Source organism: Streptomyces sp. NPDC047043, assembly GCF_040644055.1.
Classification (GTDB): Bacteria; Actinomycetota; Actinomycetes; order Streptomycetales; family Streptomycetaceae; genus Streptomyces.
The window spans coordinates 92661-113534 of the sequence record NZ_JBEYVO010000009.1; the positions used below are offsets into that span (position 1 = coordinate 92661).

Below are 20874 nucleotides of genomic sequence, written 5' to 3' on the forward strand. Positions count from 1 at the left end.
TCCGTGACCGGCGACGGCATGATGAGGCGGACCGTCCGCTTCCAGCGGGTGGTTTGCTGCCAAGCGCCCCCCACGCCCGGGAGTCACCCTTTTGTCTGCACCGACCGCGGAACAGCTGCCCGTCTCCTTGGCCGTGGTCGGCGCAGGACCGCGCGGCACCAGCGTCCTGGAACGCCTGTGCGCCTCCGTGCCCGAACTCCTGCCGCCGGGCGTGCGGCTGACCGTCCACGTGATCGACCCCGCACCGCCCGGCGCCGGCAGCGTGTGGCGCGCCGCCCAGTCCCCCGAGCTGCTGATGAACACCGTGGCCTGCCAGGTGACCCTGTTCACCGACGACAGCGTGGACTGCTCGGGCCCCGTGCGGGAGGGCCCCAGCCTGCACGAGTGGGCCGCCGGCGCACTGGGCGCGGACGAGTACCCGACCCGCGCCGACTACGGCCGCTACCTGGAGTGGGTGTTCGCGAAGGTGGTGCGGGAGGCCCCGCCCGCCGTCCACGTCGTGACGCACCGGGCCCGGGCCACCCGCCTGGACGACACCCCCGACGGCCGCCAGACCCTCACCCTCGACGACGGCCGCACCCTGCCCGGCCTGTCCGCCGTCGTCCTGGCCCAGGGCCACCTCCCGACGGCCGCGGACACGACCGGGCGCCACCTGGCGGCCTACGCCGACCGCAACGGCCTGCTCCACTACCCGCCCGCCAACCCGGCCGACCTCGACCTCTCCCCCGTCTCCCCCGGCGAACCGGTCCTGTTGCGCGGCCTGGGCCTCAACTTCTTCGACCACACGGCCCTGTTGACGACCGGCCGCGGCGGCCGCTTCGTGCCGGGCCGGCGCGGCCTGCGCTACGTCCCCTCCGGCCGCGAACCCCGCCTGTACGCCGGCTCCCGGCGCGGCATCCCCTACCAGGCGCGCGGCGACAACGCGAAGGGCCCCTACGGGCGTCACACCCCGTTCGTGCTCACCCCGGAGGTGATCGCGGGCTTCCGCAAGCGCGCGGACTCGGGCGAGGCGCCGGACTTCCTCGCCGAGATCTGGCCATTGGTGGCCAAAGAGGTCGAGACGGTCTACTACACGGCGCTCGTACCGCGCCCGGAGTTCACCGACCGCTTCCTCGCCGTGCCCCACCGCGACCCCCAAGAGGCGGACGTGCTCGACGAGTTCGGCGTCCCGGCGGCCAAGCGCTGGAGCTGGGACCGGATCTCCCGGCCGTATACGGAAAGGGAGTTCGCGGATCCCGGGCAGTGGCGGCAGTGGCTGCTGGCGTATCTGCGCGAGGACGCGGCGCAGGCCGCCCTCGGCAATGTGGACGGCCCGCTCAAGGCGGCCCTGGACGTCCTGCGCGACCTGCGCAACGAACTGAGGCTGATCGTCGACCACGGCGGCCTCACCGGCGTCTCCCGCCGCGAGCACCTGGACCGCTGGTACACCCCGCTCAACGCCTTCCTGTCCATCGGCCCGCCCCGGCGGCGCATCGAGGAGCTGGCCGCGCTGGTGGAGGCAGGCGTGGTGGAGGTGCTCGGCCCCGGCCTCGAGGTGCGGGAGCAGGACGGGGCGTGGAGGGCGCGCTCGCCCGAGATACCCGGCTCCGAGGTCCGGGTGACGACCCTCATAGAGGCCCGCCTTCCGGAACCGGATCTGCGCCGCACCGCCGACGAACTCCTCGCCCGGCTGCTGAAGACCGGACAGTGCCGGCCGCACACCGTCGACGGCTACGAGACCGGCGGACTGGACGTCACCGAGCGGCCGTACCGCCTGAAGGACCGTCAAGGCCGGGCGCACCCAAGACGGTTCGCGTTCGGGGTGCCGACGGAGGGTGTGCACTGGGTGACCGCGGCGGGCGCCCGGCCAGGGGTGGATTCGGTCACACTTTCGGACGCGGATGCGGTGGCCAGAGCCCTTCTACGTGCGACTGCGGCCGAAACGGAGCCGGAAACGGAGGCAAACCGGTGGCCAAATGTTGAACTTGCAAGCATCGATTAGGCCCACCTAACGTGGGTTGCTCGTTCGGTACCGCCGCCCCCACAGCCGGTCAGTCCCCGACCGGCCCGACTGCACCGAAGGAGCACCCCCCACCATGTCCGCACGCCTCAATACCGCTCAGCCCTACGCCCTCGGCCTGTTCCGCATGGTCGTCGGCCTGCTCTTCGCCTGTCACGGCGCCGCATCGCTCTTCGGCGTCCTCGGCGGAGCCATGGGCACCAAGGGCGCCACCATCGACGCCGGCACCTGGCCCGGCTGGTACGCGGCCGTCATCCAGCTGATCGCGGGCGGCCTCGTCCTGCTCGGCCTCGGCACCCGCGGCGCCGCGCTGATCGCCTCGGGCTCCATGGCGTACGCGTACTTCGACGTGCACCAGCAGATGAACCTCTGGCCCATCCAGAACGGCGGCGAACTGTCCGTGCTGTTCTGCTGGTCGTTCTTCCTGCTGGTGTTCACCGGCTCCGGCGCCCTCGGCCTGGACCGGCTCTTCGCCAAGCGCTCCACGGCCGAAGGCAAGCGGACGGTCGAGCAGACGCCGGTCGCCGCCTGATCCACCGCACGACAGGGCCTTCCCCCGCCGGCCGGGGGAAGGCCCTTCCCCTTTCGGGCGGCGGGACGGCTGAACGGTCGGGGCGTCTGGACGGTCGGGACGCTCGCCGGGTGAGTGAACGTACTGTGCCGATCACACGCGCCCCCCATGAATCTCCTGTCACACCACGGGCGTACGCTGTATGGCTGTTACGGCCGCCCTTGCCGCTCCCTCGCGACGTCGCGGCACGGTCGGACCACGGGGGAGTCACGGGGAGATACGCGGTGCTCGAGAGTATGGGGTCGCTGACCGGCAGCCCATGGATATACGCCATGGTGGCGCTGTCGGTCCTGCTGGACGTGTTCCTGCCGGTCCTGCCCAGCGGGGTGCTGGTGATCACGGCCGCCACCGCCGCGGCCGCGGGCTCGGCGACCGGCCAGGTACCGCACGAGGTCCCCGACATCCTGGCCCTCGTCCTCTGCGCCGCCACCGCCTCCGTCCTCGGCGACCTGGTGGCCTACCGGCTGGCCTGGCGCGGCGGTGAACGCCTGGACCGCGCGATCGCCCGCTCCCGCCGGCTGACCAGCGCGCAGGAACGTCTCGGCGCGGCCCTCGCCCGGGGCGGCGGCCCCCTGGTCATCCTCGCCCGGTTCGCCCCGGCCGGCCGCTCGGTCGTCTCCCTCGGCGCGGGCGCCGCCCACCGCCGCGCCCGCGACTTCCTGCCCTGGTCCGCCCTCGCGGGACTGACCTGGGCGACCTACAGCGTGGCCCTCGGCTACTACGGCGGCCGGTGGCTCGGTACGACGTGGCTGGCCACGGGGGTGTCGGTGGTGGCGCTGTTCGGGGCGGGGGCCGGGGCGGCGTATGTGATGCGGCGGCCGGCGAAGGCGTCGTAGCCGCCCCTCATGGCGGCTAGGCGGGCGCAGGCGCCTTCTGTCCCCGGATCTGGAGACCGTCCAGCAGTTCCGCCGTGGCCTCGGCGATCGCGTCGACGGCTTGGTCGAAGACCTCCTGGTTGTGTGCGGCGGGCGCCCGGAAGCCGGACACCTTCCGTACGAACTGCAGGGCCGCGGCCCTGATCTCTTCCTCTGTCGCCTCTTCGGGCAACGCGGGCGGACGAAGTGTCTTGATGCTCCGGCACATGAGACAAGTCTCGCTCAACTCCCTTGTCCCTGCGATGATCCTTTCCGAGGCGGCCACCGATGCGGGGCCGACCGACGAAGGGACAAATGAATCATGGCGAACGACGAACTCACCGTGGCCGTGCTCGGCCCCGGCGGCATCGGCGGCCTGCTCGCGGGACTGCTGGCGCGCGCCGGACACCGCGTGCTCTGCCTGGCCGGCGAGGACACCGCCGAGACCCTGCGCCAGGACGGAATCCGCGTCCGCAGCGGACTGTTCGGCGACTTCACCGCCCGCGTCGAGGCGGACACCGTCCTGCGCGAACCGGTCGACGCCTGCCTGGTCGCGGTCAAGCACACCGCCCTGGACGCCGCCCTCGACCGCGTCCCGCCCACGGCTCTGGACGACGCCCTCCTCGTACCGTTCCTCAACGGCGTCGAACACCCGGCCACCCTGCGCGCCCGCTACCGCCCCGGCCTGGTCGCCCCGGCCGTCATCCGCGCCGAGTCCACCCGGATCGCGCCCGGCATGATCGAGCACGGCAGCCCCTTCGCCGAGATCGACCTGACCGGCGAAGGAGTCGACCGCAAGCGGCTGGACACGCTCGCGCTGGCCCTCGACGCCGCCGGACCGACGACCCGCGTCCTCGACGACGAGGCGTCGGCGCTGTGGGCGAAGATGTCGTTCCTGGCACCCTTCGCCCTGCTCACGACCCGGTACGCGGTCCCGCTGGGTGACGTACGCACACAGCATCGCGACGAACTGACGGCCCTGGTGGCGGAGACGGCCGCGGTCAGCCGCGCGTGCGGAGGCCCCGCCGATCCCGCACAGGCACTCGCCCGCTACGACGCCTTCCCACCGCAGACCAAGTCCTCCATGCAGCGCGACGCGGAGGCCGGCCGCCCGCTCGAACTGGACGCGATCGGCGGGGCGTTGCTGCGCGCGGCGCAGCGGCACCGGGTGAGCGTGCCGGTCGCGGCGCGGCTGGTAGGGGAGTTGAGGGACGCCGGCCACTGACAGGCCTGCGTCCTGGGCCGGTTGACGTCCGCGCGGGTGCGGGTGTCAACCGGCCGCCCGCAGATCGACCCGCCAGTCGTTGGACGTCATCCAGTGCCCCTTCGGGTACTCGAAGTCGACCGGGCCGAGCAGCGTGAAACCGGCGCGGCGGCACACCGAGTTCGACGCGGCGTGGTCCGCGCCGGGAAAGGCATGCAGGTACTGATGCCCACCGGCGGCCCGCGCGGCGTTTATGACACCCCCGGCCGCCGCCACGGCCAGCCCCCGCCCCTGGAACTCGGGCAACACGCCCCACCCCGTCTCCCACACGGTGCCGCCCCGCCACTCCCGCTCCCAGAACCCGACCGAACCGACGGTCTCGCCACTGCCCGCCAGCACGACCCGGTACATCTGCCCCGCGGCCAGCTCGAGATACCGACCATGCCGAGCGACGAGCTTCTCCTCGCTCTCCGGCCCGCCCAAGTGCGCGGTCATCTCAGGGCTGTTGGTCCTCTGCAGCAACCAGAAGTCCCCCTCACCCCACGGCTCCAACCGCACCTGCTCCACCTCAGCGATGTCCATACCGCCAACGGTAGAACCAGGGTCTGACAGCGGCCCTCGATGCCGGGCAGGTCAGCTGAACTGGCCGACCTGGTAGTCACCCGCGGGCTGCTGGGTGATGACATTGCCGCGGTTGAAGGCGTTGATGACGGCGATCAGGGTCACCAGGGCGGCGAGCTGGTCCTCGTCGTAGTGCTTGGCGGCGTTCTCCCACACCTCGTCCGGGACACCACCGGCGGCGTCCGCGAGGCGGGTGCCCTCCTCCGCCAGCTCGAGAGCGGCACGCTCGGCCTCCGTGAAGACCTTCGCCTCGCGCCAGGCCGCCACCAGGTTGATGCGCACCGCGCTCTCCCCGGCGTGCGCGAGCTCCTTGGTGTGCATGTCGATGCAGCCGGCACAACCGTTGATCTGGCTGGCACGGAGGTTGACCAGCTCCCGCGTCGCGAACGGCAGCGTCGAGTCCGCGAGCGCGTGGGCCGCGGCCACGATGTGCTTGAAGGCCTTGGCGGCGACCGGGCTGGCCATGAGGTTCATCCGAGCTTCCACAGTGCACTCCTACGTCGTTGTCGGTCGTTGCACCCCTTGGACCGAACAGCCCCCACCGGCCGTGACAGAAACAAAGGTGACCTGCGTCTCACGACACGCTCCGAACCACGGATGCGATCAGTCGCGGCCGGCCGCGACGATGAGGCGCCGCAGCGCAGCGCGGGCGGGCGAGCCCCAGGTGGCCTTGCCTCCGGGGCGGCCGCGCACGCCGGCCTCTCTGGGTCCCTGCAGGACGGCTACGGCGGAGGCAAATCACTCGATACGGCGAGCATCGCAGGTGGTCGGAGACCGCTACGCGGTGGTGCAGCGCTCGGTCTCGGCGATGATGATCTTCAGCGCCTCGGCGATGCGGTCGTGGTGGGTGCGGTGGGAGACCACGCAGACGCGCAGGGTGTAGCGGCCGTCGACAACCGTGCTGGAGAGCACGATGCGCCGGTGGCCGTTGATCCGCTCCAGCAGACGGCGACTCGCCTCGTCGGCCCGCTCGGCGGCCGCCCGGCCGCCGTCGACGGGGCGGACGCGGAAGATCACGGTGGACAGGTCCGGGCGCTGCGGGACCTCCAACGCCGCGACGCCGCACAGCGTGTCGTGGACGTGTTCGGCCAGGTCGAGCTTCTCGTCCAGAGCCTCGCGGAAGGCGTCCACCCCGTGCAGGTGCAGGGGAAGCCAGGCCCGCAGACCGCGGATCTCGTGGGTCAACTCGGGCCCGAGGTGACCGGAGTCCGGCACGCTCCCCGCCGCCCGCATGTCCTGGAGGTAGCTGCCCGTGCCTTCGTGCGCGGCCTGCAGGGCGGGGAGGTCGCGGACGACCAGGGCGCCGGTGCCGAACGGCATGAACAGGGTCTTGTGCGGGTCCAGGGTGATCGAGTCGGCCTGCTCGAAACCGGCGAGGCGCTTGGCGCCGCGCGCGGTGAGCCGGAAGAAGCCCCCGTAGGCCGCGTCGATGTGGAACCACACGTCCTCGCGGCGGGCCAGGTCGGCCAGCTCAGGCAGCGGGTCGACGGTGCCGGTGTCGGTGGTGCCGGCGGTGGCCACCAGCAGGAACGGCCGCAGCCCCGCGTCCCGGTCGGCCCGGATCATCGCGGCGGCGGCGTGGGCATCCATCCGCAGGTCCGGGGTGTGCGGCACGGTCCGTATGCGGGCGGCGGGGATCCCGGCGAGGCGGGCGGCCTTGGCGACGGAGTGGTGGGCGAAGGCGGTGGTGTAGACGGTGCCGCCGGCCAGATCGTCGCCGAGCCGGTGGTGGCGGGCGGCGACCGTCGCGGAGAAGGTGGCCATCGAGCCGCCGCTGGTCAGCAGGCCGCCGCTGCCCTCCGCCAGGCCGCACACCTCGCGGGCCATCCAGCGGATCACGCTCTCCTCCAGCGCGGCGAGGGCCGGGGCCACCGAGGCCAGGCCGCCGTAGCGGTTGACGGCACGGTTGTAGAACTCGGCGAGCGCGGCCGAGTACAGACCGCTGCCCGGGATGTATGCCAGGTGGCCGGGCCCGGCCGTCTCCAGAGCGCAGTCGGCGGCCTCGTCCAGGCGCGCGAGCAGAGCCTTCAGGTCGCCGCCCCGGTCGGGCGGCGGCGCCAGGAAGGACTCCACGAGGTCGGCCTCGGCCCGCGGGGACAGGGGGCTGGCCGCGGGGCGTGCCGCGAGCTGGTCGGTGCGGTCGACGACACGCTCCAGCACGAGACGGCCCATTTCGGTCATCGTGGCGCGGTCGGGTTCCAGGGGAAAGGGGTGCATGAGGCAGTCCGATGGCAGTGAGAGGCGGTACGGAGACGGCAGCGGACCGGCTTGGCGGCCGCGGCGCGTGACCAGAATGCGCCGCCGAGCCCCGCACACGATGGCGTAGTGAGCGCCGATACGGCGCCGCGACGCAGGATTATTCGCCGATACGGCCGATACGCTGCATTTCATGCCACGCCCCCTGTACGACCGCATCGACCGGGCGATCCTGGACCACCTCCAGCGCCACGGCCGCACCCCCAACGTCGACCTCGCCGAGGCCGTACGCCTCTCCCCCTCGTCCTGCCTGCGCCGCACCAAGGCGCTGGAGGAGGACGGAGTCCTGGCCGGCTACCGGGCCGACCTGGACCGCGAGCGCCTCGGCCTCGGGCTGACGGTGTTCCTCTCCCTCAAGGTCGAGCACTCCCGCACCACCTCCCAGGTCGTCGAAGCGGCACTGAAGGCGATCGACCACGTGGTCGCCTGCCATGTCGTCTCCGGCGACGCCGACTTCCTCGTCGAGCTCGCCGTGCCGGACCTGCGCACCTTCGAAAAGGTGCTCACCGACCAGATCCTTGCCATCGGCCCCGTTCGCGACGCCCGCAGCACCTTCTGCATCCGCACCGTCGTCGACCGCGGCCCGCTACCCCTCAACTCCTGGCCCGCACCGCGCGCATGACCGCACGACACGGCTTCACCTGCTTGGCGAACACCGCGCTTCCCCGGCCCGACGATGAAGCAGCAAGCCGAGCACCGCAGCGGCCAACGGAAGCGCTCACTGGCCAACTGAAGCGCCCAGTCACACCCGTCCGCATGAACCCCGAGAAGGAGCTCGCATCCCAAATTCGAACAGGCGTAGCATTGCGCCGTGGCTGAGACCTATGACTTTCCCAGTGACCTCCTCGCCGGTCAGGAGGAGCTGCATCAGGTCCGGGCCGAGCTGTCGGCCCTGCTCAAGCGGCTGCCCTGGTCGGTCGAGCCCCTGGACGCCTTCAGCGACTCGGGCGGCTGGCGCAAGGTGGAGCGCCCCGCCTCCCCCGGCTGGACGGCCGACGAACAGGCCGAGGTGGAAAAGCTCCGCCAACGCGAACACGAACTCGCCGTCTTCGTCAGCACCCACCGCTTCTGGGCGGAGGTCACGACCGGGGAGCGCGTGCAGGCCCGCATGAGGCTCAAGCACGCACACGAGGAGTGAACGAAGAAGACCCCGGCCGCGGCGGCCGGGGTCTTCTCGTGACGGTGGGCGCGGACGGTTTCGAACCGCCGACATCTGCCTTGTAAGGGCAGCGCTCTACCACTGAGCTACGCGCCCGGGACAAGTCGACAGCCTACCTTGCCAGGGGCAGTGCCCTGCAAACCCGTATCGGCCCCTGATCGGGACCCGGACCGCGACCCTGACCGGTCCGGGGGTTTACCCCACCCCGATTCCGGGAGGATCCCGGATCCCCCTCCAGCCCCCCACTCCCTACGGTCGAAGAGCCTTCACAATCCGTCGCAGGGGGAAGATCACCATGGCCCGCATCCGTACCCGTCCCGGCACCGCACGCACCGCACGCGCCGCCCGTATCGCTCTCGCCGCCGGGGCCGTCGTGGTTCTTGTCGGGGTCGCCACCGGCTGTGGGGCCTCCGCGGGGGACGACAAGGATCCCGATCATCGGACGTTCGCGCTGGAGGGGCGGACGCTGACCGTGGATTCCGACGACTCGGCGCTGGAGATCGTCGCCGCGGACGGGAATCCGGCGGGGAAGGTCGAGGTCACGCGGTGGTTCCAGGGGTCGGTGGCCATCGGCAAGGATCCGAAGGTGAGCTGGAAGATGGCGGGCGACAAGCTGACGCTGCGCATGAAGTGCTCCGGTGTCGTCGCCGACTGCTCGGCCAAGCACCGGATCGAGGTGCCGCGCGGGGTCACCGTGAAGGTCGAGGACGGGGACGGGAGTGTGCGGGCGCGGGGGTTCGAGGATGCGCTGAGCATTCGTACGGGGGACGGGTCCGTGCATGTCACGGACTCCACGGGGCCGCTGACGCTGCGCACCGGCGACGGCTCGGTGCACGCCGACGTCTCCTCGCGTCAGGTGCGGGCGGAGACCGGTGACGGTTCGGTTCACCTCGAACTCGGCGCCGTACCGGACCTGGTGGACTCCCGCAGCCACGACGGGTCCGTCACCATCGCGCTGCCCAGGTCCACGTACCGTGTGACGACCGAGACGGGTGACGGTTCGGTGGACGTGTCCGTGCCGCGGTCCGGCTCCAGCTCACACGTGGTGTCCGCGCGCACCGGTGACGGCAAAGTCACTCTCAGGACCGCGAACTAACCGGCCCGTGTGTTCGTCCTTAACCGGTGGGAGAATGAAACGAGGCACCGGCCTGGACGGATGACAGCACGGGAGAGGGATGTGACGGCGACACCTTCGCAGCCGTACTCGCCGTTGGTGCCGCGCGCGCATCGCGGGCCGTTGCGTGCACATCGTCGGGCGGTCATGGACACCGTCACGCTTCTCGCTCTGCCCCTCGTCGCCGCGCTCGCGCTGCCGGCCGCGTTCGCCGGCGGTGGCACGCGGCGGTGGTTCGGCGGGCGGGCGGAGAGCCAGCGGGCCGAGGCGCAGGCCGCGAAGGACGCCGCGGCGGCCGCGTTCTACGAGCTGGACACCGCCCAGCGGGACATGCGGATCTCGATCGAGACGATCACGGCGGTCGACGACACCCCGGCCGCCCGGCGCGCGGTCTCCGACTTCGAGGCGCTGGGTCGCCGTATCGACGAGGTCAGCCAGCGCTACATCGAGGCGGTCGACGCCTATGACCTCGACCGCGACGAGCTGGAGGCCTCGGTCGCGTCGCGCGCGCGTACGGAGCTGACCCGGGCCAAGGACGAGCTCGCCAACGTCAAGCGGGAGCTGGACCGTTTCGGCGACAGCCTCGGGCCGCTGCTCGGCAAGGCGGAGACCCAGCTCGCCCGGCTGGCCCCGGCGGTGGAGCGGGCGCGCCAGGGGCTCCTCGCCGCCTCGAACGCCCTTGATGCCGTACGGCAGACGAAGCTGAAGGCGGACGACCTCGCCGCCCGTCTCGCCGCCCTCGGCCCCGAGCTGACCAAGCTCAACCAGGGTGCCGGGCAGCATGGTGTGCCACAGACCCTGGAGCGGGCCGAGCGGGTGGCGCGGGAGGCCGAGGCGGTCCGGGTGGAGGCCGAGCGGCTGCCGGAGAAGGCGGCCGAGATCGACCACCGGCTGGTGTCGCTGCGCACGCGCGCGCAGGCGCTGACCACGCGTGCCGGGCAGGTCGAGCCGGTGCTGAGCGAGCTGCGGCGCCGGTTCGCGGCGGCCTGCTGGCAGGACCTGCAGCACGTTCCGGAGCAGGCCGAGGAGAACGTCCGGCAGGCCGAGCTGAAGCTGAAGGAGGCGCAGGCGGCTCGGGACGCCCAGCGCTGGCCGGACGCGACGGCGCTGCTGTCGACGGTGCGTGCGCTGCTGAACACGACGGACGAGTCCGTGTCGGCGGCGCGGGACCGGCTCCAGCGCCTGAACGCCGTACAGAAGGACCCCCAGCAGGAGATCGACCGCACGCGCTTCGCGATCCGGGACGCCCAGCGGCTGGCGATGACGGGCCGGACGACGCCCGATCCGCGGCATGCCCGGCCGCTGGACGATTCGGTGGCAAGGCTGGAGCAGGCGATCGCCGGCCTGGAGGGCCGCCACCCGGACTACTGGCACTTCCTCACGGAGACCGAGGCGGTGCGGCAGACGGTGGGGCGGGTCGTCTCGCAGATTCGCGAGGAGCGTGGAGGCGGTCACTGAACTGCCGCCCCCACGCGGCCGGTTCGCTAGCTGCGGTAGGCGTAGTACGCCGAGTTCGGGTACGACGCGATCAGGCTCGCCAGCGAGCGCCGGTACGTGTCCACGTCGTGGTACGTCAGATACGGCACCCCGCTCGAGCTCCGGTACGTCGTCATCATCGAGTGGTCCTTCGACCCGTCCTTGTCGAAGTCCATCTGCAGCACGTCACCGACGTCCATCTGGTAGGCGTTCGCCAGCGCCGTCGTCCGCTTGGTGGTCTGGGTGAACCACGACCACTCGTTGACGCCGATCCAGGTGTCGGACTCCCCCGAGGTCTTGGAGTACCAAGTGCCGTAGTCCTCGCTCGAGTTGGTGACCTGCTTCCAGCCGCCGGCATACAGGGACTGGCTGAGGTAGTTGGTGCAGTCGCCGCCCGCGCTGTTGTAGCGGCGGTAGGCGGTGTTGTAGTTCTTCCAGTACTTCTCCGCGTACGTCGCCATCGCCGCGTAGTTGTACGTCGTCCCGGAGCCGAGGTTCTTGGGGTTGGCGGGGGCCGGGTAGGTGGTGGCCGCGCGGGGCGCGTCGATGACGGCGCTCGGGCGGACCGGGGTCGCGGGGGCGGCCGGGGCGGGCGCGTTGACCGGGCGGGGGCCCTGGTCGGTGAGGCGTTCGCGGGTGAGCTGCCAGGTGCCGTCCGGGCCTTCGGTGAAGGTGAGTTGGTGGTGTGCGGTGAAGCCCGTGGTGGCGGGTTCGTCGCCGCGTATCTTCGCGTACGTCAGTGTGGTGCTCTCGGTGACGCGGACCGTGGCGGTGCGGCCTTGCAGGCGGGTGCTGTCGATGTGCACCTTGGTGTCGGCGCCGGTGTAGGCCTCGCCGAGCGCGGCGAGCCGGGAGCGGGTGCCGTGCAGGGCGGTCAGGGTGGCGGTCTCGGACTTGGCCTGGGCGGTGGCCAGTTGGACGCCTGCGGTCGCCTTCAAAGCCGTACGGGTCTTGGCGGACCCTTCGACCAGGGCGGCCGTGCGGTCGGTGAGGACGGCATCGGCGATGCGGCCGAAGGCGTCGGTGGTGGCCGCGGTCACGGCGGGGCCGGCGGGCGAGTCGGCCGCGTGGGCGGCGGAGAGCGGAAGCAGGGCGGCCGAGAGGGCCATCGCGGCGACGACCGTGCAACGGCCTCTGCCGACAGCGGACTTGCTGGGTCTCACGGGGGTTTCTCCTTGCGGTGGGGGGTGGTTCATTTCACGACGGTCGACCAGTCGGGCGCCTGTGCGGGGTCAAGGCCGCGCAGCCGCGCCAAGGTCTCCGGTTTCTGCACGTCCAGCCAGTCGGCCAGTTCCTTGAAGGACACGCACTTGACGCCCTTCTTCGTGCAGACGTTCTTGACGATCCGGTCGACGGCCTTCATGTAGATGCCGCCGTTCCAGTCCTCGAAGTGGTTGCCGATGAACAGCGGGGCGCGGCTGCCGTAGTAGACGCGGTTGAAGCCGTTCATGTAGGAGTCGACGGTCTGCTTCTCCCACTGGGCGTAGTTCGCCGGGTTGCCCTGGACCTCGCCGCCGGTCTGGTTGTAGAGGAAGTTGAAGTCCATCGACAGGGCCTGGTTGTCGGCGGAGTACGGGACCAGCTGGAGCGGGAAGTCCCAGACGCCGCTCTTCTTCGACGGCCAGATCTGGAAGTCGCCCGGGGAGCTGGCGTCGTACTTCCAGCCGAGGCCCTTGATGGCCTTCAGCAGGTTCTTCTGGCCCTCCAGGCAGGGGGCGCGGCCGCCGGCGATTTCCTTCTTGAAGTCGAAGGGCAGGGCGGGGACGTCCGTGAAGCCGGTATTGGTCTTCCAGTTCTCGACCAGGGAGTAGAACTGGTCGATCTCCTGCTTCCAGTCGTCGACGCTCCAGTACTTGCCGCTGGTCCTGGAGTCGCAGAAGTGGCCGTTGAAGTGGGTGCCGATCTCGTTGCCCTCGTTGTAGGCCAGCCGCAGTTGCTCCAGCGTGGTGCGGACGTGCTCGTCGGTGGGGTAGTCGATCGCGGCGGCGCCGGGCTTGTGCTGCGGTGGGTGGTAGAGGGTCTTCTTGCTCTTGGGCAGGAGGTAGATGCCGGTGAGGAAGAACGTCATGTGGGCGTCGTACTTCTTCGCCAACTCCCGGTAGTGGGAGAAGAGATGGTCGCTGCCCTCCAGCGCGCCGTCCCAGGAGAAGACGACGAACTGGGGTGGTTTCTCACCGGGTTTGAGCGGCTCGGCCTTCAACTCGCCTTTCTGCGGGCCGGTGTAGGAGGTGGAGCCGTCTCCGAAAGTCTTGATCTCTCCGTCCGGGGAGGGTTCCGCGGTGGACGTCCGCGCGGTGCCGGCGGGGCGTTTCGAGGCGGCGGCGGTGGGCTCGGTGTGGTCCTGGCGGGTCAGGACGAGGAAGCCGGAGACCACCGAGGCCACGACGAGGAGGGCGGTCAGGGTCCGGACTTCGGGGCGGGTGGGTCGGCGGGATGTACGCGCTTTCCTGCGACGGCCCTGGGGTCCATTGCGCTGCATGGTGCGGGGCATGCGGTGCTCATTCTGCGAGGGGGGTGGGGGGTGTGGTGCAGGGTCTCGGTGGTCAGCCGAAGCCCATGGCGCCCGCCCAGACGGCGTACGGGACGCTGTCGGCGGTCGTGCCGGCGAGGCCCTTGAGCGGCAGTGGCTCCAGGGACTTGGCCAGGTCCATGCGGTAGACGACGACCGCGGTCGACACGGAGTCGGCGGTGCCGGCGTACCAGGCGGCGGTGTCGTCCGCGGTGGTGCCGGACTTGCCGGTCGCTCTCGGGGCCGCCACGGTGGGGTGGGCGGCGCGCAGGGAGTCCGTCAGTGCCTGGGAGACCTCCTCGGCCACCTGGGCGTCGACCGCGCGGCGGGCGATGGGTGTGCTCAGCGCGACCCTCGAGCCGTTGCGGGTGATACGGCGCACCGAGTACGGCTCGGTGTGCAGGCCCGCGGCGGCGAAGGTGGCGTATCCGCCGGCCATCCGGATCGCGCTCGGTGTCGAACTGCCCAGCGACAGCGCCGGTACCTGCGGTCCCAGGCTGGAGGAGAGCAGCCCGGCGGCCACTGCGGTGTCGCGCACCTTGTCCAGGCCGGTGTCCATGCCGAGCTGCATGAACGGCGTGTTCACGGACTCGGCGAGCGCCTTGCCGAGGCCGATCCGCCCGTAGGACCTGCCGTCCTCGTTGTGCGCGAGGACCTGCTTGCCGCTGCGGTCCCAGTACGGCCCCTCGGGGGTGGTGACCGGGATGCCGTCGTCGCCGTCGTACACGGTCTGCGGGGTGATCCGGGTCGTGGGCCCGCCGCGCGTCTTGCGCACGCCGTGCTCCAGGCCGGCCGCGTAGACGAACGGCAGGAAGGCCGAACCGGCCTGCACGGTACTGGAGTTGGACTCGTTGTAGCCCTGCGTACGGTGGTCGGGGCCGCCGTAGACGGCGAGGATCCGGCCGTCGGTGGCGACGGAGGCGGCGCCGTAGTGCACGGTCTTGGCGGCCTTGGGCTCGTCCTTCCTCGCCTGCTTACGGGCCTTGGCCACGGCGTCGGTGAGTTCGGTCTCCCGTTTGCGGTCGAAGGTCGTGTAGATCTGGTAGCCGCCGAGGTCGAACTGCTTGTCCGAGATGTGCGCGGCCTTCTTGGCGTACTGCTGCGCCAGTTCCACCAGGTAGTCGCTCTGCTTGCCGGTGTCGTAGACGCGGGCGGACTTGAGCGGTTCGGGGAACTTCTGGTACTTGGCGCGCTCGGCCGGCGACAGCCTGCCGATCTTGACCATGCGGTCGAGGGTCCAGGACCAACGCTCCACGGCACGCTTGTGGTTGGCCTCGGACAGGGTGGGGTCGTAGAGTCCGGCGCCCTTCAACAGCGAGGCCAGGAACGCCGCCTGACTGACATTCAGGTGCGTGACGTCCTTGCCGTAGTAGGCCTGGGCGGCGCGCTGGATGCCGTAGGTCCCCCGGCCGAACCAGCTGGTGTTCAGATACCCCTCGAGGATCTGGTCCTTGCTCATCCGGTTGTCGAGCTTGAGGGAGATCATCGCCTCGGTGAACTTGCGGCTCACCGTCTGGTTCTGCGTCAGGTAGACGTTCTTGACGTACTGCTGGGTGATCGTCGAGCCGCCCTCGGTGTCCCCCTCCCCGACGGTGCGCCACAGTGCGCGGGTCAGGCCCTTGAAGGAGATGCCGGGGTCGGAGTAGAAGCTCTCGTTCTCGGCGGCCAGCACCGCCCAACGGACGTCCTCGGGAATGTCCCTGAGCGGCATCGCCTGCCGCTGCACCCAGCCGGTGCGGGCCATGGGGGTGCCGTCGGACCAGTAGAAAACGTTGTCCTGCTGGGTGGCGTAGGAGTTGAGGTTCTCCGGGATGTCCGTGACGGCGTAGGCCACGACCAGGAAGAAGCCGCTCAGGCCGACGGCCCCGAGGAAGCCCCCCAGCCAATGGCGCCAGGACGGCAGCCAGCGGCGCCAGCCGGTGCGGCCGGGGCGGGGGTAGTCGGGGCGTAAGCGGCCTAACGCCGCCCACAGGGACCGCTTCGGTGCCGCCCTTCGGCGGCGTGGACGGCGGTGGTCAGCCGGCCGGCCACGACGTTGTGCTGTCCCGGTCACGCCCGAAAAATATCAACGATCTTCGCATCTTCTCCACATAAGAATCCGACAGGAACGATCACATACCGATCAGTAGATAACATGATGGACGCGTGACTTGGGTCACACTTGCCGCACCGCGGCGCCGCTAACCTGGTCGCATGCCTCGCTATGAGTACCGCTGCCGGACGTGCGGCGACACGTTTGAACTGAGCCGACCGATGGCGGAGTCCTCCGCCCCCGCCGACTGCCCCGCCGGGCACGGGGACACGGTGAAGCTTCTGTCGACGGTGGCCGTGGGCGGAACGGCGTCCGCCCCCGCGGCGGCTCCACGAGGGGGCGGCGGCGGGGGCGGTTGTTGTGGTGGAGGGTGCTGCGGTTAGGCAGAACCGGTGCATTGTTGACTGCGGGTGCCTGGGGGATGGTCGCGCTCACGCGGCGGAGCCGCAAATCGACACAGCCCCGCGCCCCTCAGGGGGCTGCGGTGCGAGTCGCCTTCAGGAACTCCCGCAGGATCCGCTCCCCCGCCAGGACACCCCGCTCCGGCAGTGCGCTGATCTGCGGGGCCGCCCAGTCCGCGTCGGCCAGTTCGCCGTGGCCTGGGCGCCAGCCTCGGTCCGCCACCAGCAACAGGTCGGCGTCCAGGAGGGAGTCGCCCGCGGCCAGCGTCAGCTCCGCGCCCGTGCGCCGCGCCACCTCCCGCACTGCCGCGCTCTTGGTCAGCGGCTTCGGGACGGCATAGATCTTGCGGCCCTGGAGGGAGACCGTCCAACCTCGGTTCTCCGCCCAGACGGCAAGTTCCTTCACCCACTCCTCGGGCAGCAGCTCGCGCTCCACGACCAGGTACGCGAAGAGGTCCTCGGCAACCCGGTGCTTGCGCACCCACTCCGGGTCCGCCGTCGCCAGCAGGTGCTCGCGCACCTCGTCCAGCGGCGCGCACTCCTCGGCCAGCCGCGCCGTCACGCGCGCGTGCCAGTCGAGGTCGGAGATCCCGTCCACCAGCAGATGCCCGCCGTTCGCGCAGATCGCGTACTTCGGCGGCGGTCCCGGCAGGTTGATGCGCTGGTACTGCTTGCGCGTCCGGGTCGTCGTCGGCACGAAGACCGCCGTGTCGCCGAGCTCGGTCAGCAGCCCGGCCGCCGTCTCCGTCATGAACGACAGCGGCCTGCTCTCGTGCACCTCGACACACAGCAGCCGGGGCGCCCGCGCGTCCGGCATGGTCAGCGCGAGGGCCGCGGCGGAGTAGATCAGCGTACGGTCGAGATCGCTCGCCACCAGCACCGGCATCAGACGTTCACCGCCTTGCCGTCGGCACCGGTCGCACCGCGCGTGAAGCGGGGGTGGATCAACCCGACGCAGGTGTACGGCAGTTCACCGACCTCCTCGACCGGTACGCCCCGCTGCTCGGCGAGCAGTCGTACGTGGTCCAGATCGGCGCCGGCACCTTGCCGCGCCAGGATCTTCCAGGGCACCCGGCGCAGCAGCACACGGGTGGTCTCGCCAACGCCCGGCTTGACGAGGTTCACGTCGTGGATGCCGTACTCCTCGCTGATCCGCTCGACCGCCGCCCAGCCCTCCCAGGTCGGCTCGCGGTCGCCGGACAGCAGCTCCTTGGCCTGTGCGTCGACGGCGTCCGTGACCTCCGGGAAGCGGGCGGCGACGGCGTCCAGGAAGTCCACCGAGACGTCGGCTCCGGCGAGTTCGCGGTAGAACTTCGCGCCGTGGAAGTCGTGCGGCCCGACCAGGTCGGCCCGCAGGACGGTCCGCGAAATCAGGCCCGAAACGGTCGAGTTGAGGCAGGCGGAGGGTATGAGGTAGTCCTCCCGCGTGCCGTACGTCCGCACGCACGAGCCCGGGTCGGCCAGCACCGCGATCTCCGGGTCGAAGCCGGTGATGCCGTCGGAGGCCTCGAACTCCTCGATGGCATCGGCGAGTTCGCGGGTGATGGCGCCCTTGCCGGTCCAGCCGTCGACGAACACGACGTCGGACGGGTCGTGATGGGCGGCCAGCCAGCGCAGCGCGTTGGCGTCGATACCGCGGCCGCGGACGATCGAGACCGCGTAGTGCGGGAGGTCGAGTCCGTGCCGGAACTGCGCCCAGCGGCGCATCAGGACGCCGACCGGGGTACCCGCGCGGGCCAGCGACACGAGGACCGGCCGCGGCGACCGCTCGGCGAGCACGAGCTCGGTGACCGCGCCGACCGCCTGCGCGAGCCGCGCCGACGACTCCCGCAGCGCCGCGTGGAACAGCTCCTGGTACTGCTCGCTCGGCTGGTACTCGACGGGCAGCGACTCGGCATAGTGCGCGCCCCCGCTCTGGATGGCCTCCTCCCGCTCCTCGGTCGGCGCCTCCAGCGTCACGTCCGAGAGGTCCTGCAGCAGCCAGCCGACCTCCTCGGGCGGATACGAGGAGAAGGCGGGGCCGCGGAGGGGCTCGGGCAGCATGGGGGGCCTTTCGGGGACGTACGACGGTATGACCGCGAGCAAGACGTGCGGGGTGTGGGCGGCGAGCTGGGCCAACAGGCCGTCGGGTGCGTGCAGTTCAGGCGTGTCGGCGGCCGAGTCGACCACAGCGACGACGGCGTCGAAACCGGCTCCGGCCACGTTGTAGGCGTACCGCTCGCCGGGTCCGTCGGCGGGGTCGTCGTGGGCGGGGAAGGCGATACGGCTGCGTATCGCGTAGCCAGGGTCGTCGACCGCGAGGACGGGCGAGCGCGTGGTGGTGGAGTAGCGCACCTCGGCGTCGACGACCTGCTCCAGCTCGCGGGCGAGGCGGAGGGGGGCGTACATCAGCTCTTCGAAGCCGAGGATGTGCACGCGGCGTGCGCCTTCCGGCAGAGCCTCGGCAAGGCGCGCCGCCATCGTGGGGAGGGCGACTTCGAGCCGGGTGCGGTGCGCCGGGGTGAAGCCGTGGCGACCGCCGTCGGGGAGGCCGTGGGGCCAGCGCAGTTCGACGCGGGTGATGTGGGTGGAGGGTCGCGTCTGCCGGGTGCGGTCGTCTTCCGGCTGCGGATTCGTCGTGGCTTGTCGCGCAGTTCCCCGCGCCCCTGGGGTGGCTGCAGCGCCCTTCTCTTTTAGGGGCGCGGGGAACTGCGCGACCAGCCCCCACTCAGCCGCAGACGACGCACTGCCACTCGCCGCACTCTCCGCCTCGTACCGCGCAACCAGCTCCTGCCCCTTCTCCAGCACCCCCTCCGGCAGCCGAACCGTCCCCGAAGCCGCGGCCACCAGATCCACCCGCGCACCGATCTCCCGCGCGAACTCCTCCAGCCGCCCGGCGTCCGCGGCAGACCGCATGTCCACCAGCGCCACCACGACGTACCGCCCCCGCGGATACCGCTCGTGAAGATCCCGGATCGTGTTCAGCACCGTGTTGCCCGTCGAGAACTCGTCGTCGACCAGGACCAGCGGCCCGTCACCGACCAGCAGCGCGGGATCCTCCGGCAGCAGCAGATGGGACGTGGCGTGCGAGTGGGATTCCTCGAAGCCGCCCGCCGCCGCAACACCCGCGACCGGACGACGCGTGGAGTGCAGATACGGGGCGAGCCCCACGCCGTCGGCGACCGAGTGGCCGAGCCCCGTCGCCGTCTCCGCATAGCCAAGTACGACCGCAGCCGCGGCCCCGTCGGCACCCAGAAGCTCCCGTACCCGGCGCCCGAGGGCGAACCCGTACCCGTACACCACGGACGGCGACTGCGGCACATGCTTGCCGAGCACGTTGGACACGAGCAGATGCGCCCGCTTGGGGTTGCGGCGCAACGCCAGCCCCAGCAGCTCGGTCAGCTTGTCGTCGCCCAGGAGTTCGACGCCGAGCCGCTCGGCGACCCAGCTGCCGGACCAGACCCGGTCGTTCACTGCGTTGATCATGTGTCCCTAAAGAGAGGCCCGAATAGTGCGGCTCAGCCGGGGATTCCCGCGGCGAGCAGATCCACGAAGCTGACGTCCTCGCGCGCGACGCCGAACACCTCGGCCCGCAGCATGGTGCGCTCGGCCCATGCACGGTGCGGCTTCACCTCGTTCATCTTGTTCGTGTACGCCGACCTCAACACACCCCCGCCGCCGCGCTCGGGCCGCAGGATGTCCGAGGCGTCGCCGAACTCTTCGTGGCTGACCACGGACAGCGCGTGCACGGGCAGTACGTGGGAGGGGTGGATGCAGGTCTTGCCCAGCAGGCCGTTGGCCTGGTCCAGGGAGATCTCCCGCAGCAGCCCGTCCATGGCGTGCTCAATCAGTTTCTCGCGCAGCTCGACGGCCTGCCCCTCGAGGAAGGGACTGGTCCGCAGCATCGGCTTGAACATGCGCTCCGGCACCCGGAAGTACTCCCACACCGGCCCGGTCACCGTGAACCCGGTGCCGTCGGCCCGGCCCAGCAGGTTCACCACGTCGGAGATCACCGAGGCGACGACATGGACGTCGTAGGCCGTCATGTCGGGGGCCCGGCGCAGGCCGTACGAGGAGCAGAAGTCGGTCACGCCGAGGCGCAGCGCGAGCACGCGGTCGCGGTACTTGTCGACGGCGCGGGCGATGCCCTCCAGGCTCTCCACGCGCGACTCGCGGTAGAGCAGCTCGGGCGACTCCAGCACCGGCATGGCGAACAGCCGCCGCCCGCTCGCGGTCTCGGCGGCCGCCAGGGCCTCCAGGAAGGGGATGCCGCGCTCCTCGGTGAACTTGGGCAGCACGAATCCGGACAGCAGCCGGACGGTCGCCCCCAGGCGCGCCACGAGGTCGGGAATCTGCTCGGGCGTCCGCACCCGGATGAACAGCAGCGGCAGGCCGGCGCCGGCTCTCGCGTCCAGGTCGGCGAACTGGCGGACGAGGTTCTCCTCCCCCGCCGGCACGTCCGCGTCGTCGATCGAGTCCTCCAGGCACAGCACCATCGAGACCACGCCGAGTCCGGCCTGCTTGACGATGTCGTCGGCGAGGCGCGGCCGGGTGGCCGGACTGTAGAGGGTGGCGCCCAGGGCCACGGAGAGCAGCCGGGCCGGGGAGTCCGTGGTGAACTCGCACGGCTCCTGATGGAAGAGGCGCTGTCGCACCTCCGGGGCGATGTGCCCGAAATGACGCATAAAACTCCCCCGTG

Annotated in this window: 19 protein-coding genes, 1 tRNA gene and 1 pseudogene; 9 read left to right on the forward strand and 12 right to left on the reverse strand. The window is 71.0% G+C overall.

Annotated features, from left to right (window positions below):
* Positions 1-91: 91 nt before the first annotated feature.
* From ABZ880_RS15815 to ABZ880_RS15825, 3 genes are all read left to right on the forward strand, one after another.
* Positions 92-1981 (forward strand): FAD/NAD(P)-binding protein, encoded by a 1890-nt coding sequence (locus tag ABZ880_RS15815; RefSeq protein WP_361262115.1) that lies wholly within the window; start codon positions 92-94, stop codon positions 1979-1981.
* 94 nt (positions 1982-2075) lie between these two features.
* On the forward strand, positions 2076-2531 hold the full coding sequence (locus tag ABZ880_RS15820) for a DoxX family protein (RefSeq protein WP_361262118.1): 456 nt from the start codon (positions 2076-2078) through the stop codon (positions 2529-2531).
* A 263-nt stretch (positions 2532-2794) separates the two neighbouring features.
* The gene (locus ABZ880_RS15825) at positions 2795-3406 is read left to right on the forward strand and encodes a VTT domain-containing protein (protein ID WP_361262121.1); all 612 of its coding nucleotides are present in this window, start codon (positions 2795-2797) and stop codon (positions 3404-3406) included.
* A 16-nt stretch (positions 3407-3422) separates the two neighbouring features.
* On the opposite strand, the gene ABZ880_RS15830 is transcribed toward ABZ880_RS15825, so the two are convergent.
* Positions 3423-3653: a DUF2277 domain-containing protein gene (locus ABZ880_RS15830; RefSeq protein ID WP_361262124.1), complete on the reverse strand. Its 231-nt coding sequence runs from the start codon at positions 3651-3653 to the stop codon at positions 3423-3425.
* A gap of 93 nt (positions 3654-3746) precedes the next feature.
* On the opposite strand from ABZ880_RS15830, the gene ABZ880_RS15835 reads away from it, so the two are divergent.
* Positions 3747-4649 carry a 2-dehydropantoate 2-reductase gene (locus ABZ880_RS15835; RefSeq protein ID WP_361262127.1) on the forward strand — a complete coding sequence of 301 codons (903 nt, stop codon included), beginning with the start codon at positions 3747-3749 and terminating at the stop codon, positions 4647-4649.
* Positions 4650-4694: 45 nt separating this feature from the next.
* Here ABZ880_RS15835 and ABZ880_RS15840 read toward each other — a convergent pair whose 3' ends face one another.
* The 4 genes and pseudogenes from ABZ880_RS15840 to ABZ880_RS15855 form a co-directional block, all read right to left on the reverse strand.
* Positions 4695-5210 (reverse strand): GNAT family N-acetyltransferase, encoded by a 516-nt coding sequence (locus ABZ880_RS15840; protein WP_361262130.1) that lies wholly within the window; start codon positions 5208-5210, stop codon positions 4695-4697.
* 51 nt (positions 5211-5261) lie between these two features.
* Positions 5262-5735 (reverse strand): carboxymuconolactone decarboxylase family protein, encoded by a 474-nt coding sequence (locus ABZ880_RS15845; protein WP_361262133.1) that lies wholly within the window; start codon positions 5733-5735, stop codon positions 5262-5264.
* Positions 5736-5852: 117 nt separating this feature from the next.
* Positions 5853-5951 (reverse strand): annotated as a pseudogene (locus tag ABZ880_RS15850) (aminoglycoside phosphotransferase); the annotation flags it as partial.
* A gap of 75 nt (positions 5952-6026) precedes the next feature.
* Positions 6027-7421, reverse strand: coding sequence for an aminotransferase class V-fold PLP-dependent enzyme (locus tag ABZ880_RS15855; RefSeq protein WP_361262136.1), 1395 nt, complete (start codon positions 7419-7421; stop codon positions 6027-6029).
* 217 nt (positions 7422-7638) lie between these two features.
* Here ABZ880_RS15855 and ABZ880_RS15860 point away from each other — a divergent pair, with 217 nt between their 5' ends.
* Together ABZ880_RS15860 and ABZ880_RS15865 are read left to right on the forward strand one after the other, a co-directional pair.
* Positions 7639-8127: an Lrp/AsnC family transcriptional regulator gene (locus ABZ880_RS15860; RefSeq protein WP_361262139.1), complete on the forward strand. Its 489-nt coding sequence runs from the start codon at positions 7639-7641 to the stop codon at positions 8125-8127.
* Between the two features lie 189 nt (positions 8128-8316).
* A complete protein-coding gene (locus tag ABZ880_RS15865; protein ID WP_361262142.1) occupies positions 8317-8643 on the forward strand; it encodes a hypothetical protein in 327 nt (108 codons plus the stop codon).
* Positions 8644-8688: 45 nt separating this feature from the next.
* Here the strand turns inward: ABZ880_RS15865 and ABZ880_RS15870 are convergent.
* Positions 8689-8760 (reverse strand) — tRNA-Val (locus ABZ880_RS15870).
* Positions 8761-8959: 199 nt separating this feature from the next.
* Between ABZ880_RS15870 and ABZ880_RS15875 the strand changes: the two genes are divergently transcribed.
* Positions 8960-9760 carry a DUF4097 family beta strand repeat-containing protein gene (locus tag ABZ880_RS15875; RefSeq protein ID WP_361262145.1) on the forward strand — a complete coding sequence of 267 codons (801 nt, stop codon included), beginning with the start codon at positions 8960-8962 and terminating at the stop codon, positions 9758-9760.
* A gap of 81 nt (positions 9761-9841) precedes the next feature.
* Complete coding sequence (locus ABZ880_RS15880; protein ID WP_361262148.1) at positions 9842-11236, forward strand: hypothetical protein; 1395 nt, start codon at positions 9842-9844, stop codon at positions 11234-11236.
* Positions 11237-11262: 26 nt separating this feature from the next.
* On the opposite strand, the gene ABZ880_RS15885 is transcribed toward ABZ880_RS15880, so the two are convergent.
* From ABZ880_RS15885 to ABZ880_RS15895, 3 genes are all read right to left on the reverse strand, one after another.
* Positions 11263-12363: an amidase domain-containing protein gene (locus ABZ880_RS15885; RefSeq protein WP_361262710.1), complete on the reverse strand. Its 1101-nt coding sequence runs from the start codon at positions 12361-12363 to the stop codon at positions 11263-11265.
* An 83-nt stretch (positions 12364-12446) separates the two neighbouring features.
* Positions 12447-13745, reverse strand: a complete 1299-nt coding sequence (locus tag ABZ880_RS15890; RefSeq protein WP_361262151.1) for a hypothetical protein — start codon at positions 13743-13745, stop codon at positions 12447-12449.
* A 52-nt stretch (positions 13746-13797) separates the two neighbouring features.
* Positions 13798-15735, reverse strand: coding sequence for a transglycosylase domain-containing protein (locus ABZ880_RS15895; protein ID WP_361262713.1), 1938 nt, complete (start codon positions 15733-15735; stop codon positions 13798-13800).
* Positions 15736-15956: 221 nt separating this feature from the next.
* Between ABZ880_RS15895 and ABZ880_RS15900 the strand changes: the two genes are divergently transcribed.
* Entirely contained in the window at positions 15957-16178 is a 222-nt protein-coding gene (locus tag ABZ880_RS15900) for a zinc ribbon domain-containing protein (RefSeq protein WP_361262154.1), read from the forward strand.
* A gap of 88 nt (positions 16179-16266) precedes the next feature.
* Here ABZ880_RS15900 and ABZ880_RS15905 read toward each other — a convergent pair whose 3' ends face one another.
* From ABZ880_RS15905 to ABZ880_RS15915, 3 genes are read right to left on the reverse strand one after another with little or no spacing between them, the layout of a single operon-like run.
* Positions 16267-17082: an HAD family hydrolase gene (locus ABZ880_RS15905; protein WP_361262157.1), complete on the reverse strand. Its 816-nt coding sequence runs from the start codon at positions 17080-17082 to the stop codon at positions 16267-16269.
* Entirely contained in the window at positions 17082-19661 is a 2580-nt protein-coding gene (locus tag ABZ880_RS15910; RefSeq protein WP_361262160.1) for a phosphoribosyltransferase, read from the reverse strand. Before ABZ880_RS15910 ends, ABZ880_RS15905 begins: the two co-directional genes overlap by 1 nt.
* Positions 19662-19693: 32 nt before the next feature.
* Positions 19694-20860 (reverse strand): HpcH/HpaI aldolase/citrate lyase family protein, encoded by a 1167-nt coding sequence (locus ABZ880_RS15915; RefSeq protein WP_361262163.1) that lies wholly within the window; start codon positions 20858-20860, stop codon positions 19694-19696.
* Positions 20861-20874: the final 14 nt, after the last annotated feature.